At 69.3% G+C, this 25915-nt stretch carries 29 protein-coding genes, 1 tRNA gene and 1 pseudogene; 12 read left to right on the top strand and 19 right to left on the bottom strand.

The window, feature by feature from the left end; all coding sequences use genetic code 11:
* Position 1: 1 nt before the first annotated feature.
* The 5 genes and pseudogenes from OIE53_RS21295 to OIE53_RS21315 form a co-directional block, all read right to left on the bottom strand.
* A complete protein-coding gene (locus tag OIE53_RS21295) occupies positions 2-1351 on the bottom strand; it encodes a sensor histidine kinase (protein WP_327023287.1) in 1350 nt (449 codons plus the stop codon).
* On the bottom strand, positions 1351-2370 hold the full coding sequence (locus OIE53_RS21300; RefSeq protein ID WP_327023288.1) for a SpoIIE family protein phosphatase: 1020 nt from the start codon (positions 2368-2370) through the stop codon (positions 1351-1353). Before OIE53_RS21300 ends, OIE53_RS21295 begins: the two co-directional genes overlap by 1 nt.
* Entirely contained in the window at positions 2358-2777 is a 420-nt protein-coding gene (locus OIE53_RS21305; RefSeq protein ID WP_327023289.1) for an ATP-binding protein, read from the bottom strand. The genes OIE53_RS21300 and OIE53_RS21305 overlap by 13 nt, the downstream gene beginning before the upstream one ends.
* A pseudogene (locus OIE53_RS21310) lies at positions 2774-3185 on the bottom strand (STAS domain-containing protein). Before OIE53_RS21310 ends, OIE53_RS21305 begins: the two are co-directional and overlap by 4 nt.
* The gene (locus OIE53_RS21315; RefSeq protein WP_327023290.1) at positions 3185-4045 is read right to left on the bottom strand and encodes an STAS domain-containing protein; all 861 of its coding nucleotides are present in this window, start codon (positions 4043-4045) and stop codon (positions 3185-3187) included. The pseudogene OIE53_RS21310 and the gene OIE53_RS21315 overlap by 1 nt, the downstream one beginning before the upstream one ends.
* A 164-nt stretch (positions 4046-4209) precedes the next feature.
* Here OIE53_RS21315 and OIE53_RS21320 point away from each other — a divergent pair, with 164 nt between their 5' ends.
* Entirely contained in the window at positions 4210-4566 is a 357-nt protein-coding gene (locus tag OIE53_RS21320) for an STAS domain-containing protein (protein WP_327023291.1), read from the top strand.
* A gap of 10 nt (positions 4567-4576) precedes the next feature.
* Here the strand turns inward: OIE53_RS21320 and OIE53_RS21325 are convergent, their stop codons facing one another.
* Positions 4577-5872: an MFS transporter gene (locus OIE53_RS21325; protein WP_327023292.1), complete on the bottom strand. Its 1296-nt coding sequence runs from the start codon at positions 5870-5872 to the stop codon at positions 4577-4579.
* Between the two features lie 50 nt (positions 5873-5922).
* On the opposite strand from OIE53_RS21325, the gene OIE53_RS21330 reads away from it, so the two are divergent.
* From OIE53_RS21330 to OIE53_RS21345, 4 genes are all read left to right on the top strand, one after another.
* Positions 5923-6618 carry a FadR/GntR family transcriptional regulator gene (locus OIE53_RS21330; RefSeq protein WP_327023293.1) on the top strand — a complete coding sequence of 232 codons (696 nt, stop codon included), beginning with the start codon at positions 5923-5925 and terminating at the stop codon, positions 6616-6618.
* Positions 6619-6645: 27 nt separating this feature from the next.
* Positions 6646-7119 (top strand): large conductance mechanosensitive channel protein MscL, encoded by a 474-nt coding sequence (mscL, locus tag OIE53_RS21335; protein WP_327023294.1) that lies wholly within the window; start codon positions 6646-6648, stop codon positions 7117-7119.
* Between the two features lie 84 nt (positions 7120-7203).
* A complete protein-coding gene (locus OIE53_RS21340; protein WP_327023295.1) occupies positions 7204-7437 on the top strand; it encodes a hypothetical protein in 234 nt (77 codons plus the stop codon).
* A 151-nt stretch (positions 7438-7588) separates the two neighbouring features.
* Positions 7589-7963, top strand: a complete 375-nt coding sequence (locus tag OIE53_RS21345) for a hypothetical protein (protein WP_393338655.1) — start codon at positions 7589-7591, stop codon at positions 7961-7963.
* A 12-nt stretch (positions 7964-7975) separates the two neighbouring features.
* Here OIE53_RS21345 and OIE53_RS21350 read toward each other — a convergent pair whose 3' ends face one another.
* Positions 7976-9256, bottom strand: coding sequence for a benzoate/H(+) symporter BenE family transporter (locus tag OIE53_RS21350; protein WP_327023296.1), 1281 nt, complete (start codon positions 9254-9256; stop codon positions 7976-7978).
* A 55-nt stretch (positions 9257-9311) separates the two neighbouring features.
* Between OIE53_RS21350 and OIE53_RS21355 the strand changes: the two genes are divergently transcribed.
* A complete protein-coding gene (locus tag OIE53_RS21355; RefSeq protein WP_327023297.1) occupies positions 9312-9899 on the top strand; it encodes an XRE family transcriptional regulator in 588 nt (195 codons plus the stop codon).
* Between the two features lie 97 nt (positions 9900-9996).
* Here the strand turns inward: OIE53_RS21355 and OIE53_RS21360 are convergent, their stop codons facing one another.
* Entirely contained in the window at positions 9997-11058 is a 1062-nt protein-coding gene (locus tag OIE53_RS21360; RefSeq protein WP_327023298.1) for a LuxR C-terminal-related transcriptional regulator, read from the bottom strand.
* A gap of 62 nt (positions 11059-11120) precedes the next feature.
* Here OIE53_RS21360 and OIE53_RS21365 point away from each other — a divergent pair, with 62 nt between their 5' ends.
* On the top strand, positions 11121-11840 hold the full coding sequence (locus OIE53_RS21365) for a PP2C family protein-serine/threonine phosphatase (RefSeq protein ID WP_327023299.1): 720 nt from the start codon (positions 11121-11123) through the stop codon (positions 11838-11840).
* 134 nt (positions 11841-11974) lie between these two features.
* Here the strand turns inward: OIE53_RS21365 and OIE53_RS21370 are convergent, their stop codons facing one another.
* Together OIE53_RS21370 and OIE53_RS21375 are read right to left on the bottom strand one after the other, a co-directional pair.
* Positions 11975-13057 (bottom strand): NAD-dependent epimerase/dehydratase family protein, encoded by a 1083-nt coding sequence (locus OIE53_RS21370; RefSeq protein WP_327023300.1) that lies wholly within the window; start codon positions 13055-13057, stop codon positions 11975-11977.
* 156 nt (positions 13058-13213) lie between these two features.
* Entirely contained in the window at positions 13214-13699 is a 486-nt protein-coding gene (locus tag OIE53_RS21375; RefSeq protein ID WP_327023301.1) for an anthrone oxygenase family protein, read from the bottom strand.
* Positions 13700-13847: 148 nt separating this feature from the next.
* On the opposite strand from OIE53_RS21375, the gene OIE53_RS21380 reads away from it, so the two are divergent.
* Positions 13848-13919: transfer RNA gene (locus OIE53_RS21380), tRNA-Lys, on the top strand.
* A 634-nt stretch (positions 13920-14553) separates the two neighbouring features.
* On the opposite strand, the gene OIE53_RS21385 is transcribed toward OIE53_RS21380, so the two are convergent.
* Positions 14554-16059 carry a restriction endonuclease gene (locus OIE53_RS21385; RefSeq protein WP_327023302.1) on the bottom strand — a complete coding sequence of 502 codons (1506 nt, stop codon included), beginning with the start codon at positions 16057-16059 and terminating at the stop codon, positions 14554-14556.
* A 128-nt stretch (positions 16060-16187) separates the two neighbouring features.
* On the opposite strand from OIE53_RS21385, the gene OIE53_RS21390 reads away from it, so the two are divergent.
* Positions 16188-16754: an NUDIX hydrolase gene (locus OIE53_RS21390; RefSeq protein ID WP_327023303.1), complete on the top strand. Its 567-nt coding sequence runs from the start codon at positions 16188-16190 to the stop codon at positions 16752-16754.
* Here OIE53_RS21390 and OIE53_RS21395 read toward each other — a convergent pair whose 3' ends face one another.
* Positions 16755-18176, bottom strand: coding sequence for a helix-turn-helix domain-containing protein (locus tag OIE53_RS21395; protein WP_327023304.1), 1422 nt, complete (start codon positions 18174-18176; stop codon positions 16755-16757).
* 261 nt (positions 18177-18437) lie between these two features.
* On the opposite strand from OIE53_RS21395, the gene OIE53_RS21400 reads away from it, so the two are divergent.
* Genes OIE53_RS21400 through OIE53_RS21410 form a run of 3 tightly spaced genes read left to right on the top strand, consistent with a single transcriptional unit; the run spans position 18438 to position 19340 of the window.
* Positions 18438-18665 carry a hypothetical protein gene (locus OIE53_RS21400; protein WP_327023305.1) on the top strand — a complete coding sequence of 76 codons (228 nt, stop codon included), beginning with the start codon at positions 18438-18440 and terminating at the stop codon, positions 18663-18665.
* Entirely contained in the window at positions 18601-19068 is a 468-nt protein-coding gene (locus tag OIE53_RS21405; RefSeq protein ID WP_393338670.1) for a hypothetical protein, read from the top strand. The genes OIE53_RS21400 and OIE53_RS21405 overlap by 65 nt, the downstream gene beginning before the upstream one ends.
* The gene (locus OIE53_RS21410) at positions 19065-19340 is read left to right on the top strand and encodes a hypothetical protein (protein WP_327023306.1); all 276 of its coding nucleotides are present in this window, start codon (positions 19065-19067) and stop codon (positions 19338-19340) included. Before OIE53_RS21405 ends, OIE53_RS21410 begins: the two co-directional genes overlap by 4 nt.
* Positions 19341-19441: 101 nt before the next feature.
* On the opposite strand, the gene OIE53_RS21415 is transcribed toward OIE53_RS21410, so the two are convergent.
* From OIE53_RS21415 to OIE53_RS21445, 7 genes are all read right to left on the bottom strand, one after another.
* Positions 19442-19816 carry a type II toxin-antitoxin system VapC family toxin gene (locus tag OIE53_RS21415; RefSeq protein ID WP_327023307.1) on the bottom strand — a complete coding sequence of 125 codons (375 nt, stop codon included), beginning with the start codon at positions 19814-19816 and terminating at the stop codon, positions 19442-19444.
* Entirely contained in the window at positions 19813-20067 is a 255-nt protein-coding gene (locus OIE53_RS21420; RefSeq protein ID WP_327023308.1) for a type II toxin-antitoxin system Phd/YefM family antitoxin, read from the bottom strand. The genes OIE53_RS21415 and OIE53_RS21420 overlap by 4 nt, the downstream gene beginning before the upstream one ends.
* 588 nt (positions 20068-20655) lie before the next feature.
* The gene (locus tag OIE53_RS21425) at positions 20656-20910 is read right to left on the bottom strand and encodes a Txe/YoeB family addiction module toxin (RefSeq protein WP_018829754.1); all 255 of its coding nucleotides are present in this window, start codon (positions 20908-20910) and stop codon (positions 20656-20658) included.
* Positions 20907-21191, bottom strand: coding sequence for a type II toxin-antitoxin system Phd/YefM family antitoxin (locus tag OIE53_RS21430; protein WP_018787151.1), 285 nt, complete (start codon positions 21189-21191; stop codon positions 20907-20909). The genes OIE53_RS21425 and OIE53_RS21430 overlap by 4 nt, the downstream gene beginning before the upstream one ends.
* Positions 21192-21744: 553 nt before the next feature.
* Positions 21745-22923 carry a DUF6236 family protein gene (locus OIE53_RS21435; RefSeq protein ID WP_327023310.1) on the bottom strand — a complete coding sequence of 393 codons (1179 nt, stop codon included), beginning with the start codon at positions 22921-22923 and terminating at the stop codon, positions 21745-21747.
* Between the two features lie 112 nt (positions 22924-23035).
* The gene (locus OIE53_RS21440) at positions 23036-25138 is read right to left on the bottom strand and encodes a hypothetical protein (RefSeq protein WP_327023311.1); all 2103 of its coding nucleotides are present in this window, start codon (positions 25136-25138) and stop codon (positions 23036-23038) included.
* 104 nt (positions 25139-25242) lie between these two features.
* Complete coding sequence (locus OIE53_RS21445; RefSeq protein WP_327023312.1) at positions 25243-25839, bottom strand: TetR/AcrR family transcriptional regulator; 597 nt, start codon at positions 25837-25839, stop codon at positions 25243-25245.
* Positions 25840-25915: the final 76 nt, after the last annotated feature.

A 25915-nucleotide genomic window follows, 5' to 3' on the forward strand; every position in this document is an offset into this window, starting at 1 on the left:
GTCACATCCCGTTCGCTGGCAGGGTGACCGTCAGGGTGCTGCCCCGGCCGACCTCACTGGACAGTTCCAGGGTGCCGCCCAGCAGGGTGGCCAACCGCCGGGCGTACGGCAGACCCAGGCCGGTGCCGCCGACCCGGGAGGGGCCGGGCACCTGGTAGAACTCCTCGAACACTCGGTCCTGCAACTCCGCCGGGATGCCTGCGCCGGTGTCGGAGACGACGAGTCTCCAGCTGTCGCCGGACCGCTCGGCGCGCAGCCGCACCTCACCCCGGGCGGTGAACTTCAGACCGTTGTGCAGCAGGTTGCGCAGCACCTGGGCGAGCAGCATCTCGTCGGTACGGATGGTGGCGGGGGTGGGGGGTTCCTCCACCACCAGGTCCACCTCGGAGGCGGTGTGCAGGGCCCGGAGGGTGCCGCGTAGCTGACCGAACAGGGCCCGCAGGTCCACCTCGGTCCAGTTCGGTTCCAGTCGACCGGACTCCGCCTTGGCCAGATCCAGCAGCTCGTTGACCAGCGAGAGCAGATCCGAGGCCGAGGATCGGATCAGGCCGACCTGGCGTTCCTGCTCCACTGTCAGGGGGTCGGAGGCGGAATCGGTGAGCAACCGGGCCAGCCCGATGATCGCGGTCACCGGTGCCCGCAGTTCGTGGCTGACGTTGGCCAGGAACCGGCTCTTCGACTCGCTGGCCGAGCGCAGCTGCACGGACTTGTCGTCCAACTCGGCGTACAGGGCCACCACACCCCGGTTGGTCTCCTCCAGCTCGTCGGTGAGCTGATGATAGAGCGCCAGTACGCCCCGGTTGGTCTGCTCCAGTTCCTCGTTGAGCCGCGCCAGTTCGTCGCGTTGGGTGCGTACCTCGTCCAGGGCGGCGATCAGCTGCGAGTTCTGGGCGGCGAGTTCCTCCTCCGCGGTCCCCGGTGCGCTCTGCCCCAGTTGGGCCCGCAACTGCTCAAGGCCCTGTGGGGTGAGCGACTGCGCGGTGGCCGGGATACGTCGTGACATCCTCACGACCGTATCCCCCGCCGGAGCCACCACGGTCAACGTGTCCACCAGGCGCGCCACCGCACCGGACTGCGGCTCGTACCGCCCCTGCGGCAGTGGGCCGACCGGGACCAGGTCGACCCACAGGTGGTGTCGCCCGTCCGGGGTGTTCGCGATGGCGAACTCCACATCGGCGCCGCCGACACTGCGCAGCAGATCCCGGGCCACCTCGCTCAGGGCGGTGGCGATCCGGACCTGGTCCTGGTGCTCCAGGCCGACCGCGGTGGCCACCTCCCGGCCCCGCTGGCGAACCACGAAGATGTCCTGCTCCACCCGCAGGGTCATCTGCAACAGCGGTTCGGCGTTCATCACCAGGACCTCGCCACCAACACACCGGCGTCGTCGCGCCGGACGCCGGCCTCGCGCAACAGGGTGGCGGCCACCACCAACGGTGACCGCCCGGACAGTCCGGGCTGGTCGGCCAGCCGCCAGCGGTCGACCACCCCGTCGCTGTGCATGACCAGCAGGCTGCCGGGGTCGAACGGATACTCGTACTGTCGGATGGCCGGGCGTTGATGTCCGGCGATGCCGGGCAGGGAGACCAGCCCCCGCTGCCGACCGTCCCCGGTGGCAACCACCCCGCTGATGTTGCCCAATCCGGCGTACCGCAGCAACCCGGTCGCCGGGTCCGGCTCGGCCACGGCCAGCGCCGCGCCGCGGGTGTGCGACAGGGCCCGGTGCAGGTGGCCGACCACCTCGGCCGGGGCGGCGTCCGGGGCGGCCCGGAAGGCGGCAAGGGCGGCGTCGGTGGCGGCGGCGGCCAACGGCCCGTGCCCCAGGCCGTCGGTGACCAGCAGCTGACGGCGTACGCCGACGATCCGCCAGGCGTATCCGTCTCCGCTGACCGTCTCCCCGGTCAGCGGCCGGGTGATTCCGCCGGCCCAGGGCCGTTCGGTCACCGGGTCGGCGAACACCTGCACGACGATGACCGTTCCTCGACCCGGCCGCGAGTACGCGTCGAACCAGCTGGCCTGCCGGACGATCGCCCCCAGGCCGATACCCAGGGTGCCGGTGGTGGAGTGACCGTCGCGGGCGGAGTCGGTCAGGTCGGCCATGCCGGGCCCGGAGTCGACCGCTACCAGTTCCACCCCGGCGTCCAGCTCGCGGCGTACCGGCCGGAGCAGCAGCACCCCGTCGTCGGCGTGCTTGATCAGGTTGCTGGTCAGCTCCGCCGTGACGATGGCCAGGTCGGCGATCCGGCTGTCCGGCAGCCCCAACTGCGCGCCCAGGCGTTCGGCCGCCCGTCGCACCGCACTGCCGGCGCTGCCGGTCTCCACCCGGAACCAGGTGCCCCGGTCGGAGACCGGTTCGGCCGTCACCGGGACCACTTGGTGATGGTGATCCTGGTGCCCTGACCGGGCGCGGTCTGGATGTCGAACTCGTCCACCAACCGCCGGGCCCCGCTGAGGCCCAGGCCCAGACCGCCACCGGTGGTGTACCCGTCGGTCAGGGCGAGGTCCAGGTCGGCGATGCCGGGGCCGGAGTCGGCGAAGACGATGCTGATGCCGGGACGGCGGCCGTTGTCCACGACGGCCACCTCGACCGTGCCACCGCCGCCGTAGACCAGGGTGTTGCGGGCGAGTTCGCTGGCCGCGGTGACCACCTTGGTCTGGTCTACCAGGGAGAGCTTGACGGCCACCGCCACCGTACGCACCAGTTGCCGGACGCGTACCACGTCCTCGTCGCTGCCGACCGTCTGCGCCTGCGGCCGGCTCAGGTCGACCCCGCTGGTCACGGCGACGCCGTCAGCTCGGGGTCCAGACCCTCGTCATGCTCGTCGTACTGGTCGTCGCGGTTGGCCGCGATGAGTTCCATGCCCCGCTCGACGTTCAGCGCGGTACGGATGCCGTTGAGGGACAGTCCCAACTCGACCAGGGTGATGGCGACCGCCGGACGCATCCCGACGACCACCGTCTCCGCGTCGAGCACCCGGGAGATCGAGGCGATCGTGGACAGCATCCGTCCGACGAAGGAGTCCACGATGTCCAGCGCGGTGATGTCGATGATCACCCCGTGGCAGCCGGTGGCGACGATCCGCTCGGCCAGGTCCTCCTGGAGGGCGATGGCCGTCTGGTCGGACATGTCCACCTGGATGGAGACCAGCAGGATTGTCGCCGATCTTGAGGATCGGCACCCGCTCCATCACGCCTCCCGACGCGGCTGGCGGCGGCCGGTCTCGACCCCGGTGAGCCGCAGCACATGGCGCAGCGCGTCGGCCAGACTGGCCTTGGTGGCGATGTCACCGAACTCGATGCCCAGCGCGACGATGGTCTGGGCGATCTGGGGTCGGATGCCGGAGATGATGCAGTCGGCGCCCATCAGCCGGGCGGCCACCACGGTCTTCAGGATGTGCTGGGCGACCTGGGTGTCCACCGCCGGCACCCCGGTGATGTCGATGATCGCGTACGGCGAGCTGGTGTCCACCAGGGTCTGCAGCAGTCGCTCCATGACCACCTGGGCGCGAGCCGAGTCCAGGGTGCCGACCAGCGGCACCGCCACCACGCCTTCCCAGAGCTTGACCACCGGAGTGGACAGCTCCAGCAACTGCTCGGCCTGGTCGGCGATCAGGCTCTCCCGGGTCCGCACGAAGCTCTCGAAGGTGAACAGGCCCATCTGGTCGACCAGGGTGCCGAAGGCTACGTAGTCGCGCAGGGTCCCGGCGCTCTCGTCGGTCTCCATCACGCTCAACAGGGCGTCCTTGAGGGCGAACACACCGGTGGCGGTCTCGGCGGCGGAGAAGCCCTGGCGGGCCTGCCCCCGGGACAGTTCGGCGAGGACCGCACGCAGTTCGGTGGCCTCCTCGGCGGCCAGGTCGGCGGCGCCCTTGCCGAGCGCGTCGACCAGGGCGCGGTGCAGCTCCTGCACCTGCTGACGCAGTTCGGTCTGGCTGAGACGGCCACGAAGCTGCGCCGCGACGACCTCGGTCCACCGTTGCGTGACCTGATCGACATGGCTGGTTAGCAGACCAGCCAGCCGGCCGCTTTCGTCAGTGCTCAACGCCATGACATAACCCCCTCGAACCGGACCGGCCGGACTCTATCACCGCCGACCCGAAAACTACTTGCCCCACAGCAAGTGAAGGTCGGCGGGCACTCGATCTCGTGCCCGTTCTGCGTACCGAGGCTCCGGTGGGATACCGTTCCACCGATAAACAGGAGGTCTGGCGAATGTCCTTGACGGTGCACACGGAACAGCGCGGTGACATGGTCGTTGTGGCGGTCGCGGGCGAACTGGACATGGCCACCGCGCCGCAGTTGCAGGACCAGATCACCGACCTGCTCGACAAGGGGCGCAGCCGGCTGGTCTTCGACCTGTCGGAGGTCTCGTTCTGCGACTCCACCGGCCTGTCGGTGTTCGTCCGCGCCAAGAACAGCTGCGACGAGGCCGGCGGAGTGGTCCGGCTGGCCGCACCGCAGCGCGGGGTGCTGCGCATCCTTGAGGTCAGTGGCCTGGTGGAGGTGCTGCACACCTACCCCACGGTCGACCAGGCGGTGGCGGGCGAGGCCACCCCGGCCACCTCCTGACTCCGACCCATCAGCGCTCGTCCTCGATGTATCCGGGACGAGCGATGACCATTCCCGCCCCCGTCTGCACCGCCAGAGCCAGCAGCAGCAGCCCGAGCGGCGCCGTCCAGCCTCCGGTGGCCTCGTAGAGGATGCCGACCAGTAGCGGCCCCAACGCCGCGATCACATATCCCGTGCTCTGCGCGAAGGCCGACAGGGCCACCGTGCCGTCGGCGGTACGGGCCCGCAGCCCGATGGTGGTCAGGATCAACGGGAACGCCCCCTGGCCACAGGCCAGCAGCAGCACCCACAGCAGGGCCGCGTCCCGGGGCGCGAACGCCAGGCCCAGATAGGCCGCCGTCGAGGCGGCCGTCAGGGCGAACACCAGGGGACGCAGGTTGCTCATCCGGCCGGCCAGGGTCGGCATCAACATCGCGATCGGTACCCCCAGGGCGGTCACCCCGGCGAGCAGCAGTCCGGCGTCCTGGGCCCGGAAACCCGAGTCCCGGAAGAGTTGGGCCAACCAGCCCATGATCGCGTACCCGCTGAGTGACTGGGTGCCGAAGTAGACCGCCATCGCCCAGCCGAGCCGGGTACGGCCGGGGCGGACGATCAGTCGGGCGCCGGCGGCACCCCGGGTCGCGCGCCGTGCGGCGCCCCGGCTACGCAGCGCCGCCGGCAGCCACGGGAGTACGGCGACCGCCGCCAGCCCCGCCCAGACCCCCAGCCCCGCCCGCCAGGAACCGAAGGCGTGCGCGACCGGCACCGCCGCAGCGGCAGCCGCCGTCGTGCCGGTGACCAACGCCATCGTGTACGCCCCGGTGACCAGCCCGGTGCGGTGCGGGAAGTACTGCTTCACCAGCATCGGCATCAGGATGTTCGCCACCGCGATCCCGGCCAGCGCGAGCGCGCTGCTGAGCAGGAACACCACCGCGGAGTCGGTGACCGCCCGCAACACCTGACCGACGGCGAGGGCCAGCATCCCCAGGACCAGCAGGCGGGCTGCGGAGAGTCGGCGGACCAGCCAGGGGGTGGCCGCCCCCAGCGCGGCGAAGGCGATGGTGGGCAGGGTGGTGACGAAGCCGGCCTGGGTGCCGGACAGGGCCAGGCCGACGCGTACCTCGTCGAGCAGGGCACCGAGGCTGGTGACGGCGGCCCGCAGATTGAGCGCCACGAGCAGCATCCCGACCAGCACCAGCAGGCCACCGTGGGGGCGCGGCGCGGTGGTCGTGCCCTGGGTGGTCGATCGGTCGGCGGTGGTCTTGTCCTGGGTGGTCGATCCGTCGGCGGTGGTGGCGGCCGCAGCGGGGACGGGTGACGGAGGCATGACCTCGAACCTACAATCATGGGATGAATTCCGGCGAGAGGTGGTGACCAGTGCCACCGGCAGTCGACTCCGCCCCGGCGCCGCCCCGGGGACGGCGGATCCAGCAGACGATCACGCAACTGCGGGCGCGCATCCTGGCCGGCGAGTGGCCGGTGGGCAGCCGGATCCCGACCGAGCCGCAACTGGTCGAGGCCCTCGGGGTGGGGCGCAACACCGTACGGGAGGCCGTCCGGGCCCTGGCCCACGCCGGGGTCCTGGAGTGCAGGCAGGGCTCCGGCACGTACGTCATCTCCACGGACGAACTGGCGCCCGTGGTGGCCCGACGGCTCACCGACGACCGGATGACCGAGGTGATCGAGGTACGCCGAGCCTTCGAGGTGGAGGCCGCCCGGCTGGCCGCTCGTCGGCGTACCCCTGAGGACCTGGCCGCCCTCGACGAGGCGCTGGCCGCCCGCGAGGCGGCCTGGCGCGGCGGCCGGGTCGCCGAGTTCGTCGAGGCCGACGCGGCGCTGCACACCGCGGTCGTCGCGGCGGCGCACAACGGCATGCTCGCCGAGCTGTACGCCTCCATCGGCGCCGTCCTGCGCAGCACCGTCACCCAGGCGATGGGCGGAGCCCTGACCCCGGACCGACACGTCGACCACGCCCGTCTGGTGGTCGCCATCCGGGCTGGTGACCCGGATCTCGCCGCCCGGGAGGCCGGCGCATTTCTGGAGCCCCGATCCGGGGGCATAGGTTGTCCTTGACGAACCCGGGACACCTCAGGAGTACGAATGCTCAAGGGTTTCAAAGACTTCATCATGCGCGGCAACGTCGTCGACCTGGCGGTCGGTGTCGTCATCGGTGCCGCGTTCACGGGTGTGGTCACCCAGCTCACCAAGTCGTTCCTGGATCCGCTGATCCGGGTCTTCGTGGTCCTGGTCACCGGCAGCGACAAGGGGCTGGAGGGCACCGCACCGACGATCCAGGGCATCCCGTTCGACTGGGTCGCCTTCGTCAACGCCCTGATCACCTTCCTGCTCACCGCGGCGGCGCTGTACTTCCTGGTCGTCTTCCCGATGAACAAGCTCGCCGAGCGCCGCAAGCGGGGCGAGGAGCCGCCGCCCGCCGCGCCGAGCGAGGAGGTCAAGCTGCTCACCGAGATCCGCGACGCCCTGGTGGCCTCCGGTCGGACCACCCCGGCCCAGCAGCGCAGCGCCCTGGACGACGCACTCGGCTCGCGGGAGGAACCGCCCACCGGGCGCTGAACCCGACAACCGCAGGTCACCCGTACGGGGAATGCCGCCACGCGCCATCCTGAATCGAACACATGTTCGATAGAGTCCCTGGCCATGGAGCAGCGAAAGCACTGGTGGAACGGGAAATGGGGGCGCCTGGCCCGGCGGGACGTCTTCCTCCGGACGGACGCCGACCGGTGGTACGTCGAACAACGGGCCGGCGGCGCCGAGGGAGTCTCCCGCTTCTACGAGTACGACACCCTCGACGACGCCGAGGAAACCATTCGCGCCCTGCTCCACCCCGCCGACCCCTGGCGCGAACTCTCCCCCCGCCCCCCATCCCCCTAAGCCCGCTCCCCGCCCTCCCACCCTGCGCTTGTTGATCAAGAAGTTTGCGTCTGGATTTGCCGGATCCATGACGCAAACCTCTTGATCAACTCGGTTTTGGAGGGGTTGGTGGGCGGGTTTAGGGGGGTTGGGGGGCGGGAAGGGGTGGGGGATGGAGAGGCAGGGGATCGATCAGCAGGGGATCGTTTCGCGGGTGACCACCGGGATGCGGGTGGTGGATGTCGCCGGGCGGGACGTGGGGACCGTCGATCTGGTGCAGCGGGGTGATCCGAATGCGGTGACGGTGCAGGCGCCGACCGCCGACCCCGGCGGCAGCCTGGACGAGTTGATCGAGTCCGCCAGCACCGAGGAACCGGACGTCCCCGCCGACCTGGCCGCCCGGCTGCTGCGCACCGGCTACCTCAAGGTCTCCACCGACCTGGTACCCACCGGCGCCGTCTACGTGCTCGCCGACCAGATAGCCAGCGTCACCGACCGTGAGGTCCTCCTCAGCGCCCTGACCGCCGACCTCCCCGCCGAGGACTGACCCCCACCCGGCCTAGCGACCGATCACGCGGTCGACGCTCTCCTGGCGCAGGGTCGGCGCAGGGCCGGTGGGCACGGCGGACGAAGGCGCCGCTGGCGTGGGGGTCGCTGGTGCGGGAGGCGCTGGCGTGGCAGTGGGTGGCGTGGTGCGGCGACGGCGGAAGATCAGCAGCATCAGGCAGCCGGCGATCAAGCCCCAGAAGGCGCCGCCGATGCCGGCCAGGGAGACGCCGGAGGCGGTGACCACCAGGGTGACGACCGCCGCTTCCCGCGCGTCGGGGTCGGCCAGCGCCGAGGTCAGTGAGGTGGCCAGGGCACCGAGCAGGGCCAGCCCGGCGACCGCCTCGATCAACACCGGTGGCGCCCAGCCGACCAGGGTGGTGACCGCTCCGGCACCCAGCCCGAGCAGGGCCAGGCCGACACCGTTGGTCACCGAGGCGATCCAGCGACGATTCGGGTCGGGGTGGGCCTCCGGTCCGGCGGCCAGGGCGGCGGTGATCGCGGCCAGGTTCACCGCATGTCCACCGGCCGGGGCGGCGACCAGACTGGCCAGCCCGGTGGCCCGCAGCGCCGAACTGAGGGGCGGCCGATAGCCGTAGCCGACCAGGACGGCCGTGCCGGGCACGTTCTGCGCGGCCATGGTGACCAGGAACAGCGGCAGCGCCAATCCGACCATCGCGGTCAGGCTCCACTGCGGCGCGGTGACCTCGATCACCGGACGTAGTCCACCGCCACCCCCGCCCGAGGTGGTCAGGGCGATCGCGCCGGCCGCCACCACCAGGGCACCGGGCACCGCCCAGGGGCGGGCGAAGCGGTGCAGCACCAACCAGCACACCAGCACCGGGGCGGCCAACACGGGCACCTCGACGAGGGCCCGTACCGGCGCGGTGCACAGTGGCAGCAGCACCCCGGCGAGCATCGCCCCGGCGATCGGCTTGGGGATCGCCGCGACGGCCCGGCCCAGCACCGGGAAGAGGCCGGCGGCCACGATCAGCAGCCCGGAGACGAGGAAGGCACCGACCGCGACCGGCCAACCGCCGGGCATCGGGCCGGTGGCTACCAGCAGCGCCGCGCCGGGTGTGGACCAGGCCACGCTCATCGGCAGCCGGTGCCGCAGGCCCAGCCAGGCGGCGCAGAGGCCGGACATCAGGCAGAGTACGAGCAGCCCGGAGGCGGCCTGACTCTCGGTGGCCCCGACCGCCCGCAGGCCGGCCAGGACCACGGTGAACGAACTGGCGAACCCGACCAGCGCGGCCACCGCGCCGGCCAGCACCGGTTGCATCCGATCCGCCATACCCCACCCTCAATCGTTCCGTTTACGGAACAGCACCGTGTAGCACCATAGCGGGGTGCCGTACTCAGCAGCATCAGACCCCCTACCGGTCGCCGACTCCGGTCAGCCCGGGGCGGCAGAGGCGGATCCCGCGGCGATCGGCCGCCGGGTCCGTGCCCTGCGCGAGGCCCGGGGGATCTCGCTGTCCGCGCTGGCCCGGCAGGCCGGGGTGGGGAAGGCGACCCTCTCCGGACTGGAGAACGGCCTCCGCAACCCCACCCTGGAGACGTTGTACGCGATCACCGCTCACCTCGGCGTACCGCTGGCCGCCGTGCTCTCCGAGGCGACCAGCGAACCGACCGTACGGGGGGCGGCCGTCAGCGCCACCCTGCTGGAGGTGTTCGAGGACTCCGAGGTCACCTACGAGCTGTACCGGATGCGGGTGGCCCCCGGGCCGGGTCAGCTCTCACCGGCCCACCAGGCCGGGGTGACCGAACATGTCACGATCTTCACCGGAGCGCTGCGCGCCGGTCCGGTCGACGCCCCGCTGACCGCCTCCGCCGGTGGCCACCTGCGCTGGACCTCCGACGTGCCGCACATGTACGCCGCCGTCGGCGACGAGGAGGTCACCGCCAGCCTCCTCCTGCGCTACCCCCGGCAGTAGGCGTGCACCGGGTGGAGGCCCGCACCGTTACGCCGAAACGACGGGGTACGGGGCTGCGGGATACCGCCGTATCGCCGAAACGGAGTCGATCTCCGGCTCAGCCATCGCGGGTGGCGGTCGGGGCGGCGACGGCGAGTCGTTGGCGTACCGCCCAGAGCGCCGCCTCGGTACGCGAGGCCGCACCGGTCTTGCGCAGCAGGTTCGACACGTGCACCGTGACCGTGCGTACCGAGATGCCGAGGGCGCGGGCCACCTGCTTGTTGGACATCCCGGCCACCAGGCAGTCGAGCACCTCGACCTCCCGACCGGTCAACTCGACCGTGGCAGCTACCGGAGAATCCAGACCGTCAGCGATCCGCGCAGCGGGCACAACAGCAACGTCCGACACCCCAGCAGCGAGCAGGGTGGCGGGATCCGCTCCGGCGTGCGCGGCCAGCAGTTCGGTCAGGGCGTACGGGTTGCCGCCGGTGTGCTGCCAGACCCGGTGCACCAGCCGGGGGTCGGCGGCCGACCCGGCGTACACCTGGTCCAGCACCTCGGCGACCTCGGCGGGGCGCAACGGGCCCAGATGCTGGCGCACGACGCCGCGTACCCCGCAGAGGCGGGCCAGGGTGCGGCCGGTGAGGGCGGGTGCGACCGCGTGGGTCGCGGGCCTGGTCGCCACCATCAGCAGGGCCGGCAGCCCGTCGGCGGTGGCCAACTCACCGATCAGGTTGAGGCTGGCCGGGTCCAGGGCGTGCAGATCCTCCACGACGAGTACCGCCGGACCGGCGCCGACCAGGGCCCGGACGGTCCGTACGGCCAGCCGGAGTAGGGTGCCGGGGGCGTAGCGCTCCGGCGGGGCGGTGGGCTGCTGGGCCAGCCAGGCCAGCGCGTCGACCGGAAGATCAAGTCGGCTGGTGTCGCGCCCGCTCAGTACGGCGGCCAACCAGTCGTACGGGGCGGGACTGTGCAGCCGGGCGGCTCCGCTGAGCACCACCTCGGGCCGGGGGGTGAACCCGTCCAGGGCGGCGGCTACCAGCAGGCTCTTGCCCACTCCCGCGCCGCCGGTGACGACCGCGACAGCCGGGGACCGACGGTTGCCGTCCACCACGGTGGACCACGCTCGGCCCAGCTCAGCGAGCTCACCGGCGCGCCCGACCATGGACACGGGCAACATTCCTCAACCCTACGCAGTAGTGCGTAGAGACGCGGGACAGGTCTTCTTGGCAAGCTTGACCCATGACGCTGATCCTCCGCTCGGCCATCCTCAACGACATCGGCCTGGTTCGGACCAACAACGAGGACTCCGCGCTCGCCGGCGAGCGCCTCGTCGCGGTGGCCGACGGCATGGGTGGACTTCCTGCCGGTGAAGTGGCCAGCGAGATCGTCATCCGGATCCTGGACGAGCTGATCCCGCCCACCGCCCCGGACTCCGCCGCCGACGCGCTGCGCGCCGTGGTGAGCACCGCCAACCAACGCATCCATGCCGCGATCGCCGCCGACCCGGCCCGCGACGGCATGGGTACGACCCTGACCGCCGCCCTGCTGGCCGGGAACACGCTGGTGCTGGCTCAGGTCGGCGACTCCCGTTGCTACCTGCTCCGGGACGGTCGCCTGACCCAGTTGACCCGCGACGACACCTTCGTGCAGGCGCTTGTCGACCAGGGGGCGCTGACCCGGGACCAGGCCCGGCAGCACCCGCAGCGTTCCCTGGTGACCCGCGCGGTGCAGGGCGCGGACGCCCCGCCGACGCTGGGAATGTTGACGGTAGCCGCCGGTGACCGACTGTTGCTGTGCAGTGACGGGCTCTCCGACTATGTGACCGACGATGCGATCGCGGCCACCCTGGGGCTGCACGCCGATCGCCACCAGTGTGGTGAGCAACTGGTCAAGCTGGCCCACCAGGCCGGTGCGCCGGACAACGTCACCGTGGTGATCTCCGACGTCATCGACGACTGAGGCCGCCCGGGTTCATGACCCGAGGGCCGCTGCACGCCATCGGGTCACCGCCCTGCTGATCGTGACGGTGGCCAGGTGTTCGGGGTCCGCCTGCGGCGACGCCGACACCTGCACCACGTACCCCTGACCTGAGATCAGTAGGGGTTGCCGTGACCGGCGACCCGGGCCCGGGTGAGGGCGGCCGGACGCCCCGGCAGGGTGGGGGCGGCGGACAGCGGCGGGCCGTCGGTGTGGGCCCGCTCGGCCATGCCCGCGAACAGCTCCTTGAGGGCCTCGATCGCGGTGACCCGGGGCCGCCAGCCCAACTCGGTCTCGGCCCGCTCGCTGGACATCAGGGGTACGTTCAGCGCCAACTCCACCCACCCGGCGTCGACCGGTTGCAGCCGGGCCCGCCAGGTCAACGCCGCGGCGGTACGCAGCACCGGGGCGGCCACCGGCACCGTCCAGCCGTGGAAGTGCCGAGCCACCAGCTCCGGGGTCAGCACCGGGTCCGTGGCGACATTGAAGGCGCCGCGCGCATCACCCAGAACCGCCCGGGCGTACGCGTCAGCCACGTCGTCGGCATGCACCGCCTGCATCCGCAGCCGCCGGTTGGCCGGCACCAGCGGCAGCCGCCCGAACCGCAGCAGCCGCACCGGCACCAGCGGCCCGAGAAAGTACCGGCTGATCTCCGTACCGGCCTCCCGCTGAAAAATCAGCCCGGGACGCAGCCGTACCACCCGCAACCCCGGATGGGTCCGCTCGATCCCGTCGAGCATCTCCTCCACGGCCGCCTTGTCCCGGCTGTACGACGAGGCCGGCACCCCGGTCGCCGGCCACCGCTCGCTTACCGGCGCGTTCTTCGGCCCCGGCGCGTAGGTGCCGACCGAGGAGGCGTACACCAGGGCCGGCACCCCGGCACGCAACACCGCGTCGACCACCGCCCGGCTACCCTCCACATTGGTACGACGCAACACCCGCCGGTCGTGGCTGGGCTGAATCTGCCAGGCCAGATGCACCACGGCCTCCGCCCCGGTGAAAACCTCCGTCAGCTCCTCCGCCGCACCGGGCAGACCGATGTCACACGAGTGCCACCGAACCCCGTCGTACGGCTCCCCCGCCCCCGCCGGAGGCAGCCGCCGGGCCACCCCGATCACCTGGATGTCGCGCTCGCGCCGCAACCGGCGCAGCAGCGCCGTACCCATGTTCCCGCTCGCCCCCACCACCACGATGCGCATGCTCGGCCCGTACCCGATAAGTCGCCGCCCACGCCTGCGCGGATCACGGCGTCAGGAACCACACCGATCCGGGTTTGCTCAGGTGAGGTCGACGACGATCTTGCCTCGGACCCCGCCCTGCACTGAGCACAGGTCCGCCCAGACCTCAGCTCGGCCCTACCGAGCGAGCAGTGCTCCGAGCAAGCAGGCGAAGGCGGCGACCGAACTGACCGCACGGACCAGGTTCCACCGCACCCAGGGCCCCTCGAACCGCCGCCGGATCGCCGCCAGATCCGCGCTCGCGTCGACCGACCCGGCGGCGTCCAATCGATCGTTGAGCGGCACGTTCGACCGCATTGTCACAGCGAAGGTGACCAGATGGCAGACCAGTGCGGCAACCAGCCAACCGAGCACCGTACCGCCCGCACCGAAGTGACCGAGCACCGCCGCCACGACCAGCAGCGGCCCGCCGAGAAACACCGACAGGAACCAGCCGTTGAGAATCTTCCGGTTGATCGACTGCATGGCACCGACCAGGGTCCGGTCATCGGTCGCCCCAAGACCCGGCATAACCGAGCAGGCGAACGCGAAGAACAACCCGGCCACCAGCCCGGTGCTGAACGTCGCCCCAGCCAGCACGACGATGCGGATCGACTGCGACATGATCAACCTCCCCGCATCCCGAGTGACGACCGCCCGATCCTGCCAGCCGGGTGCGAGTCGCTGATGGCGCGGCACTGTCGTCCGGCCGGATCCGGGGGGTCTGAGCATCGCGCGCCGGGCCACGGGGGTCAGGTAGCCTGTGGGCCGCGGGCCGCTAGCTCAATGGCAGAGCTGTGGACTTTTAATCCATAGGTTCAGGGTTCGAGTCCCTGGCGGCCCACTCTCCCGCATGTCAGCGGCCCTGACCGAGCTTCTGAACGCCGCGATCAGGGCCGGTACAGCAGTAGGTAGTTCACCGGTCCAGCGCGTTGAGCGCGTCACGGGGGGCGGCCAAGCGCCACGGTGCAAGTGTCCGGCAGCGGCAACGTGGCGTCCGAAGCAGCCGTCTTTCGTCTCCTGGTGCAGCAACTCGGCACCGACCCGCTGAAGCTGCCGATCGATAGTCAACTCCCCCTCTAGGTCGACGTCCGCCCAAGTGAGCCCCAACATCTCGCCCTTGCGCAGCCCGGGCACCAGGACCAAGACGTACGCGGCGTAGAGCGGATCGTCTTCGGCGCGAGCCGACTCCAGGAAGCGCCGCGCCTCGTCGCTCGTCCACGCCTTCCGCCTGCGCTTCCGAACCGATGGCAGCTTGACCAGGGATGCGAAGTTTCGGCTGATCAGCCCCTCGTTGATCGCCTGGACAGCAGCGTCCGGAGCACGGGTCCGCAGGTGCGTGACGCTGGTCGGCGACGGCAGGTCCTGGCAGCAGCGGCCAAGCGCACAGCGACGACGGTGGGCAAGCTCTGCCGCTCGTCCGTGCCTTCGGTTGTACAAAGCGAAAGTTTTGCGTCCGGTCCGGATGAAGATCGGAGTTATGCCAGGTCTGCCCTGTCCCAGCCTGGCGGAATCCTCTCCAGGCCGATAAGGACGTCCAGGCCGAGGTGTTCTTTCAACATGTGCTTAAGGTTGCGGCCCTCGATGATTTCGATGCGGCCATTTGCGGCGGCGAAGTCGCGGCTCGCCTTGCCCACCCACGATGTAGTGACTAACACACCTTTGGCGGCTCGCTTGTGATCCATCACTCCGGCAAGTGCGTGTACAGCTTCAAGGCCGACGATTTTGCTGTACCGCTTAGCCTGGATGATGCAAAGCCCGCCCACGATTGGATCTTCGTTGACAGCGACACCGTCGACGCCTTCGTCTTTGGACGCCTGCGTCACCCAGGACTTCATTCCAATGCTCTCGAATAGTCGACGGATAAGGTGCTCGAACTCTCCGGGAGAGAGCGTAAGTAGATCCGTCCGGCTATCCAGGCCAGCAACGACGTCCATCTCGTCAACGAACTTGTACTTCGAGAGGTCGAAGGACACTACTGGCCGGACGCCTTCCAGGTCGTACGGATGTGGGGAAACAATGGCGTTCAGGTGGCTGCGAAGACACAGCACTGGATCCAGCTCTGGCTCATCGAGCTGCACCATGGCGAACTTGTCCCGCTCCGCACCTACGCTCATCAGCAGTGGCCGAATGGCGCGGCCAGTCGCTTTGTCCTTGGTTGTGGCGTAGCCGTTGAAGACGATGCCGGTTACGAGTTCCGAAGGCGTTGCCTCGAAAGCTTCGGATATGGTGCGCAATGTTAGCCGCGCAAGGAGGTCGCCGTAGAGCTTCTTAGTCTCGGGTTCCTTGCGCGGGACGGCAACCATGCCCTTCCCCGTTGTGTAACGGTAGGCAACGACGGTTGGCACGACATCCCGGAGCGGTAGTTCGTACTCGATCAGCAGTTCTCTGGAGGCAGGGTCGTAGTGAGCGGCAGCCTTGCCTGTCAGGCCCTCCGGGTATCGGGACTGGGCGAGTACGTGTTGCAGGCGCTCAACAAACGCGGGTGGTCCGCCGTTCGACAGGGCCGCCGCAAGTTCTAGGGCATACTCGCTGGCTCGCCTGTTTCTCCGGGCCAGCAGCTGGCCGTACTCGGCAACCTTCGTACTGATGGCATCGGTTCGAAATTCGGCCTCTGCGATCTTGCGGGCGTGCGCCTCCCGCTCCGCCAGGCGCTTCACGGCGGACTCCTCCTGCGCCTTTGTACGGGCATCAGCAGCTCGGCGTCGCTCCTCGGTGCGTTCGCGCTGGACAGCTTCCCGGGCTGCCTTCGCCGCCGCCTGGTCGGCGAGACGTTTCTCCTGCAATTGATGTCTTAAGCGCGCTGCCTCGGCTTTCTTCGCCGCAGCCTCCGCTTGCTTTGCCTCCCGGCGCGCCTCCGCTTCCTGACGCTTTTGCTCGGCAATCAGCTCACGGTGCCAGCGTGCCTCTGCTTGCGCCTGCAACTTCTTGGCCTGCTTGCGGGCGTCGAGCATCTGAGCAATCAGGCCCTTACGTCGCGCCATACGTCCTCCGAAGCTCCACCAGAGACAGACACGACCGTAACCCACCGACAACGCAGTGAGAAGCTTGCGCAACTCTATGTAGTTGAGGTACCGCAGCGGTTCGGTGCCGTTGGTCGGATACTTGCCAGATGGTGGAGGGACAGGACGTCGGGTCGACGCGGTGGACGATCCATGGTGAGCGGGTGGTGGATGGTAGCCGGCGGGCGCGGTTGAGCATCGCTGATGTCGAGTTGCCGGATGGGGCCCGCTTCGAGCAGTACGTGATTCGGGCGCCTCGGTCGGCGATGGTCGCGGTGCTTGACGGTCAGGGGCGGCTGTTGCTGATGCGGCGGCACCGGTTCGTGTTCGATCGATGGGTGTGGGAGCTGCCGGGCGGCTACGTCGATGAGGGTGAGGATGTGGCGGCGTGTGCGGTCCGGGAGGTTGAGGAGGAGACCGGGTGGCGTCCGGGTGTGGTGGAGCCGTTGTTGGCGTTTCAGCCGTGGGTGGCGACCGCGGACGCGGAGAACCTGCTGTTCCTTGCCAGGAACGCTGAGCACATCGGCGCTCCGGTGGATGTCAACGAGGCCGAGCAGGTCGCCTGGATTCCGTTGGATGAGGCAAGGCATCTCGTCTCCCAGGGCGAGATTGTGGGTGCCGGTACGGTGATCGCGGTGCTGGATCTGGTGGCGCGCAAGGCCCAGGGCGAGTTGTAGTCAGCGGCGTTGGCCGAGGGCGGCGTCGATACGGGTGATGAAGTGTCGTACGGCTGGTCGGCGGCGGTGTGGCATGAGGTCCGTTTGTAGGTCACGCACGTAGCGGACGGCGCGGGCGGACTTCAGTTGCGTGGTCAGGGTGAGAGCCTGGCCGCCGATGACGCTGGCGCGGTCGGGTTCGCCGTGGCGGGCTTGGGTGGTGGCCAGGAGTGCGAGGTTGAAGGCTTTGCCGCGTACGTAGCGCTCGTCCATCCGCAAAGAGCGGGCGGCGAAGCGTTCGGCTTGACGGTGTTGGCCGAGGGCGTTGAAGCAGTGGCCGAACTTGGCGGACAGGTATGCCTCGTCGAAGTAGCCGAGCCACTGCGGGTCGCCGCTGCGGTCGGCTCGGTCGAGGGCTTGTTCTGCCTGGTGTAGTGCGGTGGCGCAGGCGTGTTCGTCGCGGGCGGCAGCGTGGGCGTGGGCTTCCATGACCAGCGCTTCGGCGGTCAGCACGGTGATTCCGGCGCGCTGGGCGGTCTGCCGGGCGGCGCGGGCGAGGTCGACGGCGGTGGCGGTGTGGCCGAGGTAGGTGGCTTGGTGGCTCATCGCGGCGAGGATCTCGGCGCCCAGGCCGGCGTCGTCGGCGTTTCGGGCCAGGTCGAGGGCATGGGTGAGGTAGCGCTGGGCGAGGCCGTGTTCGGCCATGTCGTACGCCTGCCAGCCGGCGAGTTGCGTCAGCTCGGCGACGGCGGTGAGCAGCTTGCGGCCGGTTGCCGGATCGTATCGGCCTTCGGTCACCAGGGGCGTGACCTCGTGATGGAGGTAGCGCGTGACGTTGGTGCGGGCGTGGCCGCCGCCGTGCTGGTTGTCGAGTCGCCGGTAGGTGGCGGTCATCTCGCGGATGGTGTCGATGTCGGGCTGACCGACCGTTCGGCGACCGTCCTGCGCGACGGGCTGCGTGCTGGTTGCGGTGAACCAGCGCAGGGCGGGCAGGGTGTACGCGGCGGAGCTGAATACGGTTTGGCGGAGCAGTTCTCGACGGTTCACGTCGCCTTCCCATAACTGCGCGGCAGCGCGGACGTCCTCGTGCCAGGAGCGGTTTGCCGGAAGATCACTGTGCCGGGTGTTCCGGTGGTCGGCCATGTCCGCGCGATATGACCGCTGGCGAGGCGCGAGGCCGAGCGTCATCCGTGCCTCGTCAGGCATGGCGCAGCCGTCGGCGATGCGCTCCAGCACGTCGATGGAGGTCACCTTCCGGCCGGCGATGATCCGACTGACGTAGCCCTGCTCCAGACCGACGGCGGCCCCGATGCGGGTCTGACTCGCGCCGGTGTGCCGAGTAAACAGCCGGAACAGGGAACCGATGTCGCGGGCAGCAAGAGCCGCGCGTAGATCCTGGTGCGACCAGAGGTCTTCGGGAATCCGTAGATGATCGAGCGGCACAACGGCTCCAAGCGTCGTCGGACGACTACTCATGGTGCTCGATCTGGAGCCTAGAGATGTTGTCCGGGCAGGTCGAGGCCGCCCATGTCACCGTGACATGACCAGCCGACATGGCCGCCACGCCTAGTCCGACGGAATCGTCTCGGACATGTTCTTCGATGCCGACAAGGCACTGGGGCTGGCGTGGGCGGGCAATCGCCACAACTCAGAGGCTCCTGTCTGGTCCGCCTTTCCGGCAATGGGCGAGGAGGCGGGATCATCGTGACGCTCCGACCGCACCTGTACGTGCTGATCCGGTGGCTACTGCGGCAGCCCGAGTCACCACCACCGCCGGGGACCGGACGGCGATACCAAGACGCCGAGCAGGCGGCGGCCCGGCGACGGCTGCTCGACCAGGCGGCACACCTGCGCTCCCACGGCAACCATGGGCCGACGTGGGACACGCCGACCGATCGGTACCACGAGCCTGGGCGGGGGGAACTCCGGTGAGCCGAACCGTGGCCGATTCAGCCGGCCGACCAACTCCCAGAGGCCAGCGCGTCTCGTACGACGAGTACCTCTCCGCCACCGCGTTGACGTTCGCGCGGCGACACCGGCCGGTCTGGTCCTGGCAGAAGTGGCGGCGGATCTGCCGCTGCGGTGCCGACCTGCCCTGCCACGCCCGGCACCGCATCCCCATCAACCGTGGCCACTGGCCAGGAGAGGAGGCGCAGTGAAAGACGACCAAGAGCACACGATCCTCGCCGTACACATCCGAGGGCTCGACGGCATGTGCGCCGGCTGCCGCGCCTGGTGGTCACGGCTGGCCCCGTACCCCTGCTGGCAGGTGGACTGGGCGACCAGCCGGCAGGCCCGCGCGAGCGTCGCCCGGTTCCTGGGCGGTGTGCGGTGACCACCCACGGCCCGGTGCTACCGATCTGGACCTGCGGCGGCTGCGACCTGCCCTGGCCGTGCCCGACCCGGCGGCGAGAGCTACGCGCGGAGTACGCCGACGCGCCGGTGTCGCTGGCTCTCTACCTCGGCGTCTCTCTCGTCCAGGCCGCCGAGGACATGCCCTGGGCACCGGCCGGCGCGCTGCACCGACGGTTCATCGGCTGGGCCAGACAGCCGCCAGCAGTACAGCAGCGCAGCACAGCAGCCGTGCCAGCCCAACCAGGCCGATAAGCGCGCCAGCAGCCCGGATGACCTCGCACCACACCCCAGGCAATCCCAGAGTTCAGGGTTGCCTGCGGACGGAATCAGCCGGCGCTGAGAGGGCCGTCCGGTCACACCTTGAGGACGTCCACCTCGTACAGCGGTATCGACGCGTCGCGAGTGGCGAGCGTCAGGCCCTCGCTGATCGCCTGTGCCACGAGCATGCGATCGATGGGGTCGCGGTGGTGGGGTGGCAGGCGGCCGGCTGCGATGGCGTGGGCATGGGTCACTGGAAGTTCACGAAAACCCATGCCCCTTACTCGCTCAGCGAGGTCAGAGGGACCTCCAAGCTTCCCGGCGCTCTGCTTGATAGTGATCTCCCAGAGGCTGACCGGGGAGAGAAAGATGTCTGGCTCGTGGCGTAGCTGATCGAGGAGTTCGGCACCAAGGGTCGCGTCGCCGGTGATGGCCCAGAGTGCGACGTGGGTATCGAGCAGCAGAGTCATGCGCCGATGCCGAAGTCGGCGGCGATCTCGGCGTTGGTCCGGGGCGAGTCCCAGTCGCCCGAGAGGTCCAGTTGCCCGGCGAGGGAGCCGATTGCCGTGCGGTTGGCCCGTCGGACAAGCGGCACCACCTTCGCCACCGGAGTTCCCGCCCGGTCGATGATGATCTCTTCGCCCCGTTCCACCCGTTCGATGATGCGCGACAGGTGAGTCTTGGCATCGTGCATGTTGTAGTGCACAGCTTCAGCCGACATCATGCGATCCCCTCGTTTAGCTAACAGCTTAGCCAACCCGACCGGGTCCGTCACCGAGCGCCACCAGAAAACCAGGCAAACCCATCAGGGGTCGCGGCTGGCCCCGTACCCGTGCTGGCAGGTGGACTGGGCGACCAGCCGGCAGGCCCGCGCGAGCGTCGCCCGGTTCCTGGGCGGTGTGCGATGACCACCCACGGCCCCGTCATGCCGATCTGGAGCTGCGGCGGCTGCGACCTGCCCTGGCCGCGTCCGACCCGGCGGCAAGAGCTACGCGCGGAGTACGCCGAACCCGGCCGAGAAACGCGCCAGCAGCCCGGATGACCTCGAACCACACCGCAGAAGGCCAGGCTGCCGGCAAATCCACAGGTTCAGGGTTCGAGTCCCCGGCGGCCACCTTGTTGATCTTTCATGCGAACCAGTTGATCGCGGCCCGTCGTGACGCTTGGCTCGACTTCTCGACGGGACTGTGGCTGGCCACGGCGGCGCGGTGCTGGACGGGCCGGGATGCTGTCCTGCGGCCAGTTGCATGACGACGGCACGCAGACTACGGCAGGGCCGTGCCCCTCGGCGGAAGGAGTGGTCCGGTCCTTATTCGTAGTGGTAGCGGCACTGCGCGATCTGCACTGTGTCGTCCATGATCCGGTATACGAGGCGGTGTTCCTGGTCGATTCGCCTCGACCAGAACCCCGCCCAGTTTCCGCGGAGCTGCTCCGGTTTGCCGATGCCTTGGTGGCCGTTGCGTCGGATGTCCTCGATCAAGGCGTTCACTCGTCTGAGCATCTGGCGATCTCGTTGCCAGGTCAGATAGTCTTCCCAGCCTCGGCCGGCGAACTGGACCTTCACGCTGCCGACGCCTCGCCTGAACTGGCGTCGGGGTCGATCAGGTCGTGCATCTCCCCACCCCCGTTGCGCAGCTCTTCGACGGCTTCATTCAGACGGCGCGCGTTGGCGGGGCTGGCCATCAGGTAGGCCGTCTCCTTCAACGACTCATACTCACGCAGCGAGATGATGACCGCGGCCTCCCTGCCTGAGCGGGTGACCACCACTTCCTCGGCGTCGTCCACGACATGGTCGAGCATCTTGGCCAGGTTCTGCCGGACTTCTGAGTAGGGAACGGTGCGCATGCTGCTGCCTCCCAAACGTTACGTACAATAAATTGTACAACTTGCCAGGCTGCTTGTCAGATGGTTCAACGTCTGACCCTGGAACTGTCGATCAGCCTCAGGAGCGGCGCGGGCGTAGCGGCAACGGCTCACCGGCGATCGCGGCGGTGTGGTTCGCATGGTGGCACCTCCGGCCCACCACCCACGCCGATGAGCTGCGTTGACTCCGGGCGAAATTATTTTCGGCACAACCAGGGCACGACTCAACTCCGGCCTTGGTCGATGGGAGCTTCCGCCGCTGTCTGCTGCAGGGATGTCGCCGACCAATCCGCGTGGGCGGTCCCTCCTCGGCAGCCAGCGAGGCGGGACGGCGGCTGGCCTCCAGGGCGGTCGATCGGCTCCAGCCACGGCTCCGCCAAAAGATGATCAACATACCGAGAGGTCCTCACCAGCTTGGCACAAAGTACGGCCGGCGGTATGTGGTGGACAGTGGCTGGCGAGCGTGGTTGAGCAATCGCTGACATGGAGTTTGTCGCTGGGAAGGCGCTGAGCGGCGCGACGGACCGGTCAGGAGTCAGGGCTTGTTCGGCAGGAGGCGCCGACCGAGCGCCTGGATTCGATTCGCAAGGTCGGCGGGCTGAAGCTCCGACTTGATGCGGTAGAGGTAGGCGTGTGCAGGTAGCCCGCCGAGTTCCCCTCTGCGGGCGTGCCTGCGGTCCTGCCATACCTGCCACACGCTCAACGCCGCTGCCCCCGCGATGAGCAGCGACTGCTCCTTGAGTGCGATGGCGGCGGCGACCGCAGCGAGGCCGACGGGTACCTCCGTCTTTATGTTGATGAGAGCCAGCGTCGTGTCGATGCGCGCGTCTTTGAGTCGTCGTTCCAGGTCGGCAAGGTGTGGCTGGATCAGCTTTTCGTGTTGCACGTGCAGGTGATCGCGCAGGGCATCCGGGTCGCAAATGCCGTCCACGTCGATGCTGGCGACCATAGCCTTGATCCGCTGCTGGAAGGCATCACGCTCGGCCGCGTACCGCTCGCGGAATTTGATCAGTTGATGTGCCGACACACCCTCCATATCGGCTGGGACCACCATGCGCAGGCTCAGCCCTGCCATGAACTGTTCCGCCTCGTACGTGGAGCGTGGACGCGGCTCCGCCGTGTCGCCAAGCAGTGCCTCGGCGAGGCGTTCCATCCCGAAGTCTCCGAGACCGACATGGCTGAGGGCGTCATCGGTGATTGGCTGTGCCCCTCGTCGGCTGGCGACCGCTCGGGCGAGGGCAGTCATGTACAGGCTGGCCAACTTCGGGTGCATGCCGACCCATCGGGGATCCCGCGACCCACCCGGTTCGGCGAGTGAGAGCTGCTCCAGCTGGTCCAGCAGTTGCGGGTTGATCTTCGGGCCGAAGACGTAGGCGAGTTTGGGGTTTCCGAAATGAGCGGCATGCGATTGGACTGTTGTCGGCTCGTCGGGCCAGCCTTCGGAGAGGTGCAATCCGTACCGACGGCGGAGTTGATCACCATGGCTGGCCAGCAACTCCCGGAAGACCCACGCTGATTCTTCCTGCTCCCTGACGGGATGGAAGTCTCGGATGTAGCCGGCGTCCTTGAACTCCCTGACGGTGTCGCTATCGCGCAGGCTGTATCGACTGGGCACAATGCGGCCCATTCGGTCCCAGTAGAGCGATGTGAGCTTCAACCAGGCTTCATCACGGAAATGGATGAACGGGTAATACAGCCCTATGCGTGCACCCACTTGCCCTCCCCGTGAAACCGAATTGTTCCGATGAGCTGGTAGCGCGGAAGCCGACTGCGGCGCGGTCAGCCCGTGGTACGAGCAGCGTAGACGCGGCGAACCAGTTGGCGTGTCAGCGGCGTACGGTGACCTTTGCGCTGGTGGCCTTGCCGTTGGCGTGGCCGGCCTTGCGGGCGATCACCGTGACGGTGAGCTTCTTGCCGCGCATCTTCGAGGTCAGCTTCAGCGTCTTGCCGGTCGCTCCCTTGATCAGCTTCCCGTTGAGCCGCCACTCGTACTTGTAGGAGTCCGCCTTCGGTGACCAGGTGCCGACCAGGGCCTTGACCTTCCGGCCGACCTTGGGCGTACCGCTGATCTTGGGTTTCTTGGTCGCCTTGGGGGCCTTGCCCGTGGCGACCGCGACGGTGACCTTGGAGGTGGCCTTGCCGTTCGGGTGACCGGGCCGGATCGCGGTCACGGTGACCGTCAGCTTCTTGCCGCGCAGCCCGGCCGGGATGGTGAGGGAGGCGCTGGTGGCACCCTTGATCGCGGTGCCGTTCGCCGCCCACTGGTACTTGTACGAGGTGGCGCTGGGGGTCCAGGTCCCGGTGCTGGCCTTCACCACCCGGCCGACGGCCACCGTGCCGGTGATCGTCGGCAGCTTCGTGGCCTTCGGGGCGGGGGGCGCGACGATCTGGAATCTGCTGGCCCACGTCACCGAGCGGCCGAGTTCGTCGTGTGGGGTGAGCCGCACCGTCGCCGGCCCGGTCGCCACGCCGGTCAGGTCGGCGTACACCTGCACCATCGAGCCCCCGCCGGTCAGGTGGTGGACCTGCGCGGGTACCGGCTTGCCGTCGGAGGGGATGACCTCGATGAGGTCCTGCCTGTGCATGCCGTATCCGGTCAGCTCCAGCAGGTGCACCGCGCCGGTGGTCACCGAACCCGGTTCCACGTGGTCGATGCCGACCATGCGGCGTTTGAGCTGGAAGCGGTGTTCGGTGACGTCGGAGGTGGCGCCGGTGGCCGTCACACTCCAGAGGAGCACCTCGTGGGCGCCGTCCGTCGGCGGCGTCCAGGACACGGTCGCCGTTCCGTCCGGACCGGCGGGGACGGCGATCGACGGGGCGCCGTTGATCCGGTACCGGAACTCCGTCGTGCCGGGCATTCCGGCGGTGAAGGTGAAGGTGCCGGGCCATACCCGGCCGACGCCGTTCGAGGGGAAGTCGGTCGAGGTGACCACCGGACGGTTGGAGACCGACCAGAGGATGATGGCGCTGTTCGTCTGCACCCCGGCGGCGTCCCGGGCGAAGACGTTGATGTAGTGGGTGCCCCTGACGGTGGGCATGAGTTGGAAGGTGGCGCTGCTGTCGGCCGCCGGCGTCAGGATCTGCCGGCTGTTCTCGTCGGAGTTGACGGTGACCACGTACTCGACGGGGTTCGCCATCCGGGTACGGGCGATGAAGGTGGTCGGTGTCACCCAGCCCACGCCGGGGATGCGCGACACGGTAGGCGCGGCGCCGTCGACGGAATAGGAGACGTACCGGCTGGCGGAAATCGTGCCGTCGGCGCTGACACTGTGTACCAGGAGGTTGTCGATCTGGTGGTGGACGGCTGTCCAGGTGAGGTCCGCGGTCCCGTCCGGGCGCGCGTCCACCGTGCCGGTGCTGTACGTCGCGTGCACCCGGTTGCGCAGGCTGTAGGTGTAGGAGACGACATCCGGCCGTCCCGGCCGCAGGCGTACCGTCCGCGACTCGCCGACCACCACCTTCGCGCCGTCCTCGCCGCGATCAACCAGCCGTGGGCCGTCGTCGACCTTGAAGGTGTAGGCCGTCTCGCTCGGTTGCGGACCCTCGGGGATCACGTCCCGGACGTAGAGCGTCTGAAGGCCCGCCTGAGTCGGGGTGATCGACGCGTACCCCAGGCGATCGACGGCCGGGACGGTGCCGGAGGGGCCGTCGTCGCCGAGCCGCCAGGCGAAGGCCACCGTGTCGGTGCGATACGTCAGGAAGCGGAAGGTGCCCGCCACCCCGATGGTGTAGTCGAGTTTGGGCGGGTTGGGATACATCGGATACTCGTCCGACGTCACCGTCGGTGGGCGTACGGTCTGCTCGGATTGCAGGGTGGTCCCGGCTGCCGAGGCCGGGGTGACCACCGCTACGGCGCCGCCGGAGCCGCCGAGTGCCGTGACCGTCAGCAGTGCCACGATCCGTCGAGCTGAGCGCGAGCCGATGCGCATCCGTCCCCCAGGTACCGTCCGGGCGATGATCACCCGGGGCAGATGATATTGACAGACGCCAGCGGGTCCGGACAAGGCGGATCCCCCTTGTCGGCCCACTGTGGTCACTGGGCGACGGTGGGGAATGAGTCGGTGAGCGCTGCGATGGCGCGGTGGAGGCGGTCGGCGGCCGGCGGACCGGTGCCGTCGGTCAGCGCCAGGTGGTGCAGCACTGCGGTCACGACCAGGGCGAGTGCTTCCGGCTCGGCGCCAGCGGGCACCCGGCCCAATCGCTGTTCGGCGGCGAGGTATCCGGCGATGGCCCGTTCGACCGGTTGCAGACCGGCGCTGCCCGGGCCCAGCACCGCTTCGACCTCGGCGGTGATGCCGGGTCGGTACGCCAGCAGCCGGGCCATCGCCACCAGCGTGGTCGCCGGGAGGGCCTGGCCTACCTCGCTGAGGTTCTCGGTGACCGTCGCGGTCCCGGCGCGGGCCGGGAGCCCGGCCACCGCACCGGCTAGTTGGAAGCTGCGGTCGACCGCGTAGCCGACGAGGAAGTCGTCGAAGTTCGTGAAGTGGGTGAACAGCAGCCCGGTGGCGACCCCGGCCGCCCGGGTCACGGCCCGACTGGTGAGTCGGCTGGGTCCCTCCTCCACGATGACCCGCTCCACGGCGGCGAAGAGGTGCTGCCGAGGCTCGGGGGTGGCGACTCCGCGCGGCATACCTGCGATCTTAGGCCGCTCCGGGCACCCACGACGGCAGGAATGAGCGTACGCTCATTCCTGGGTCTCGGAAGGG

The organism is Micromonospora sp. NBC_01739, from assembly GCF_035920385.1.
Lineage (GTDB): Bacteria > Actinomycetota > Actinomycetes > Mycobacteriales > Micromonosporaceae > Micromonospora.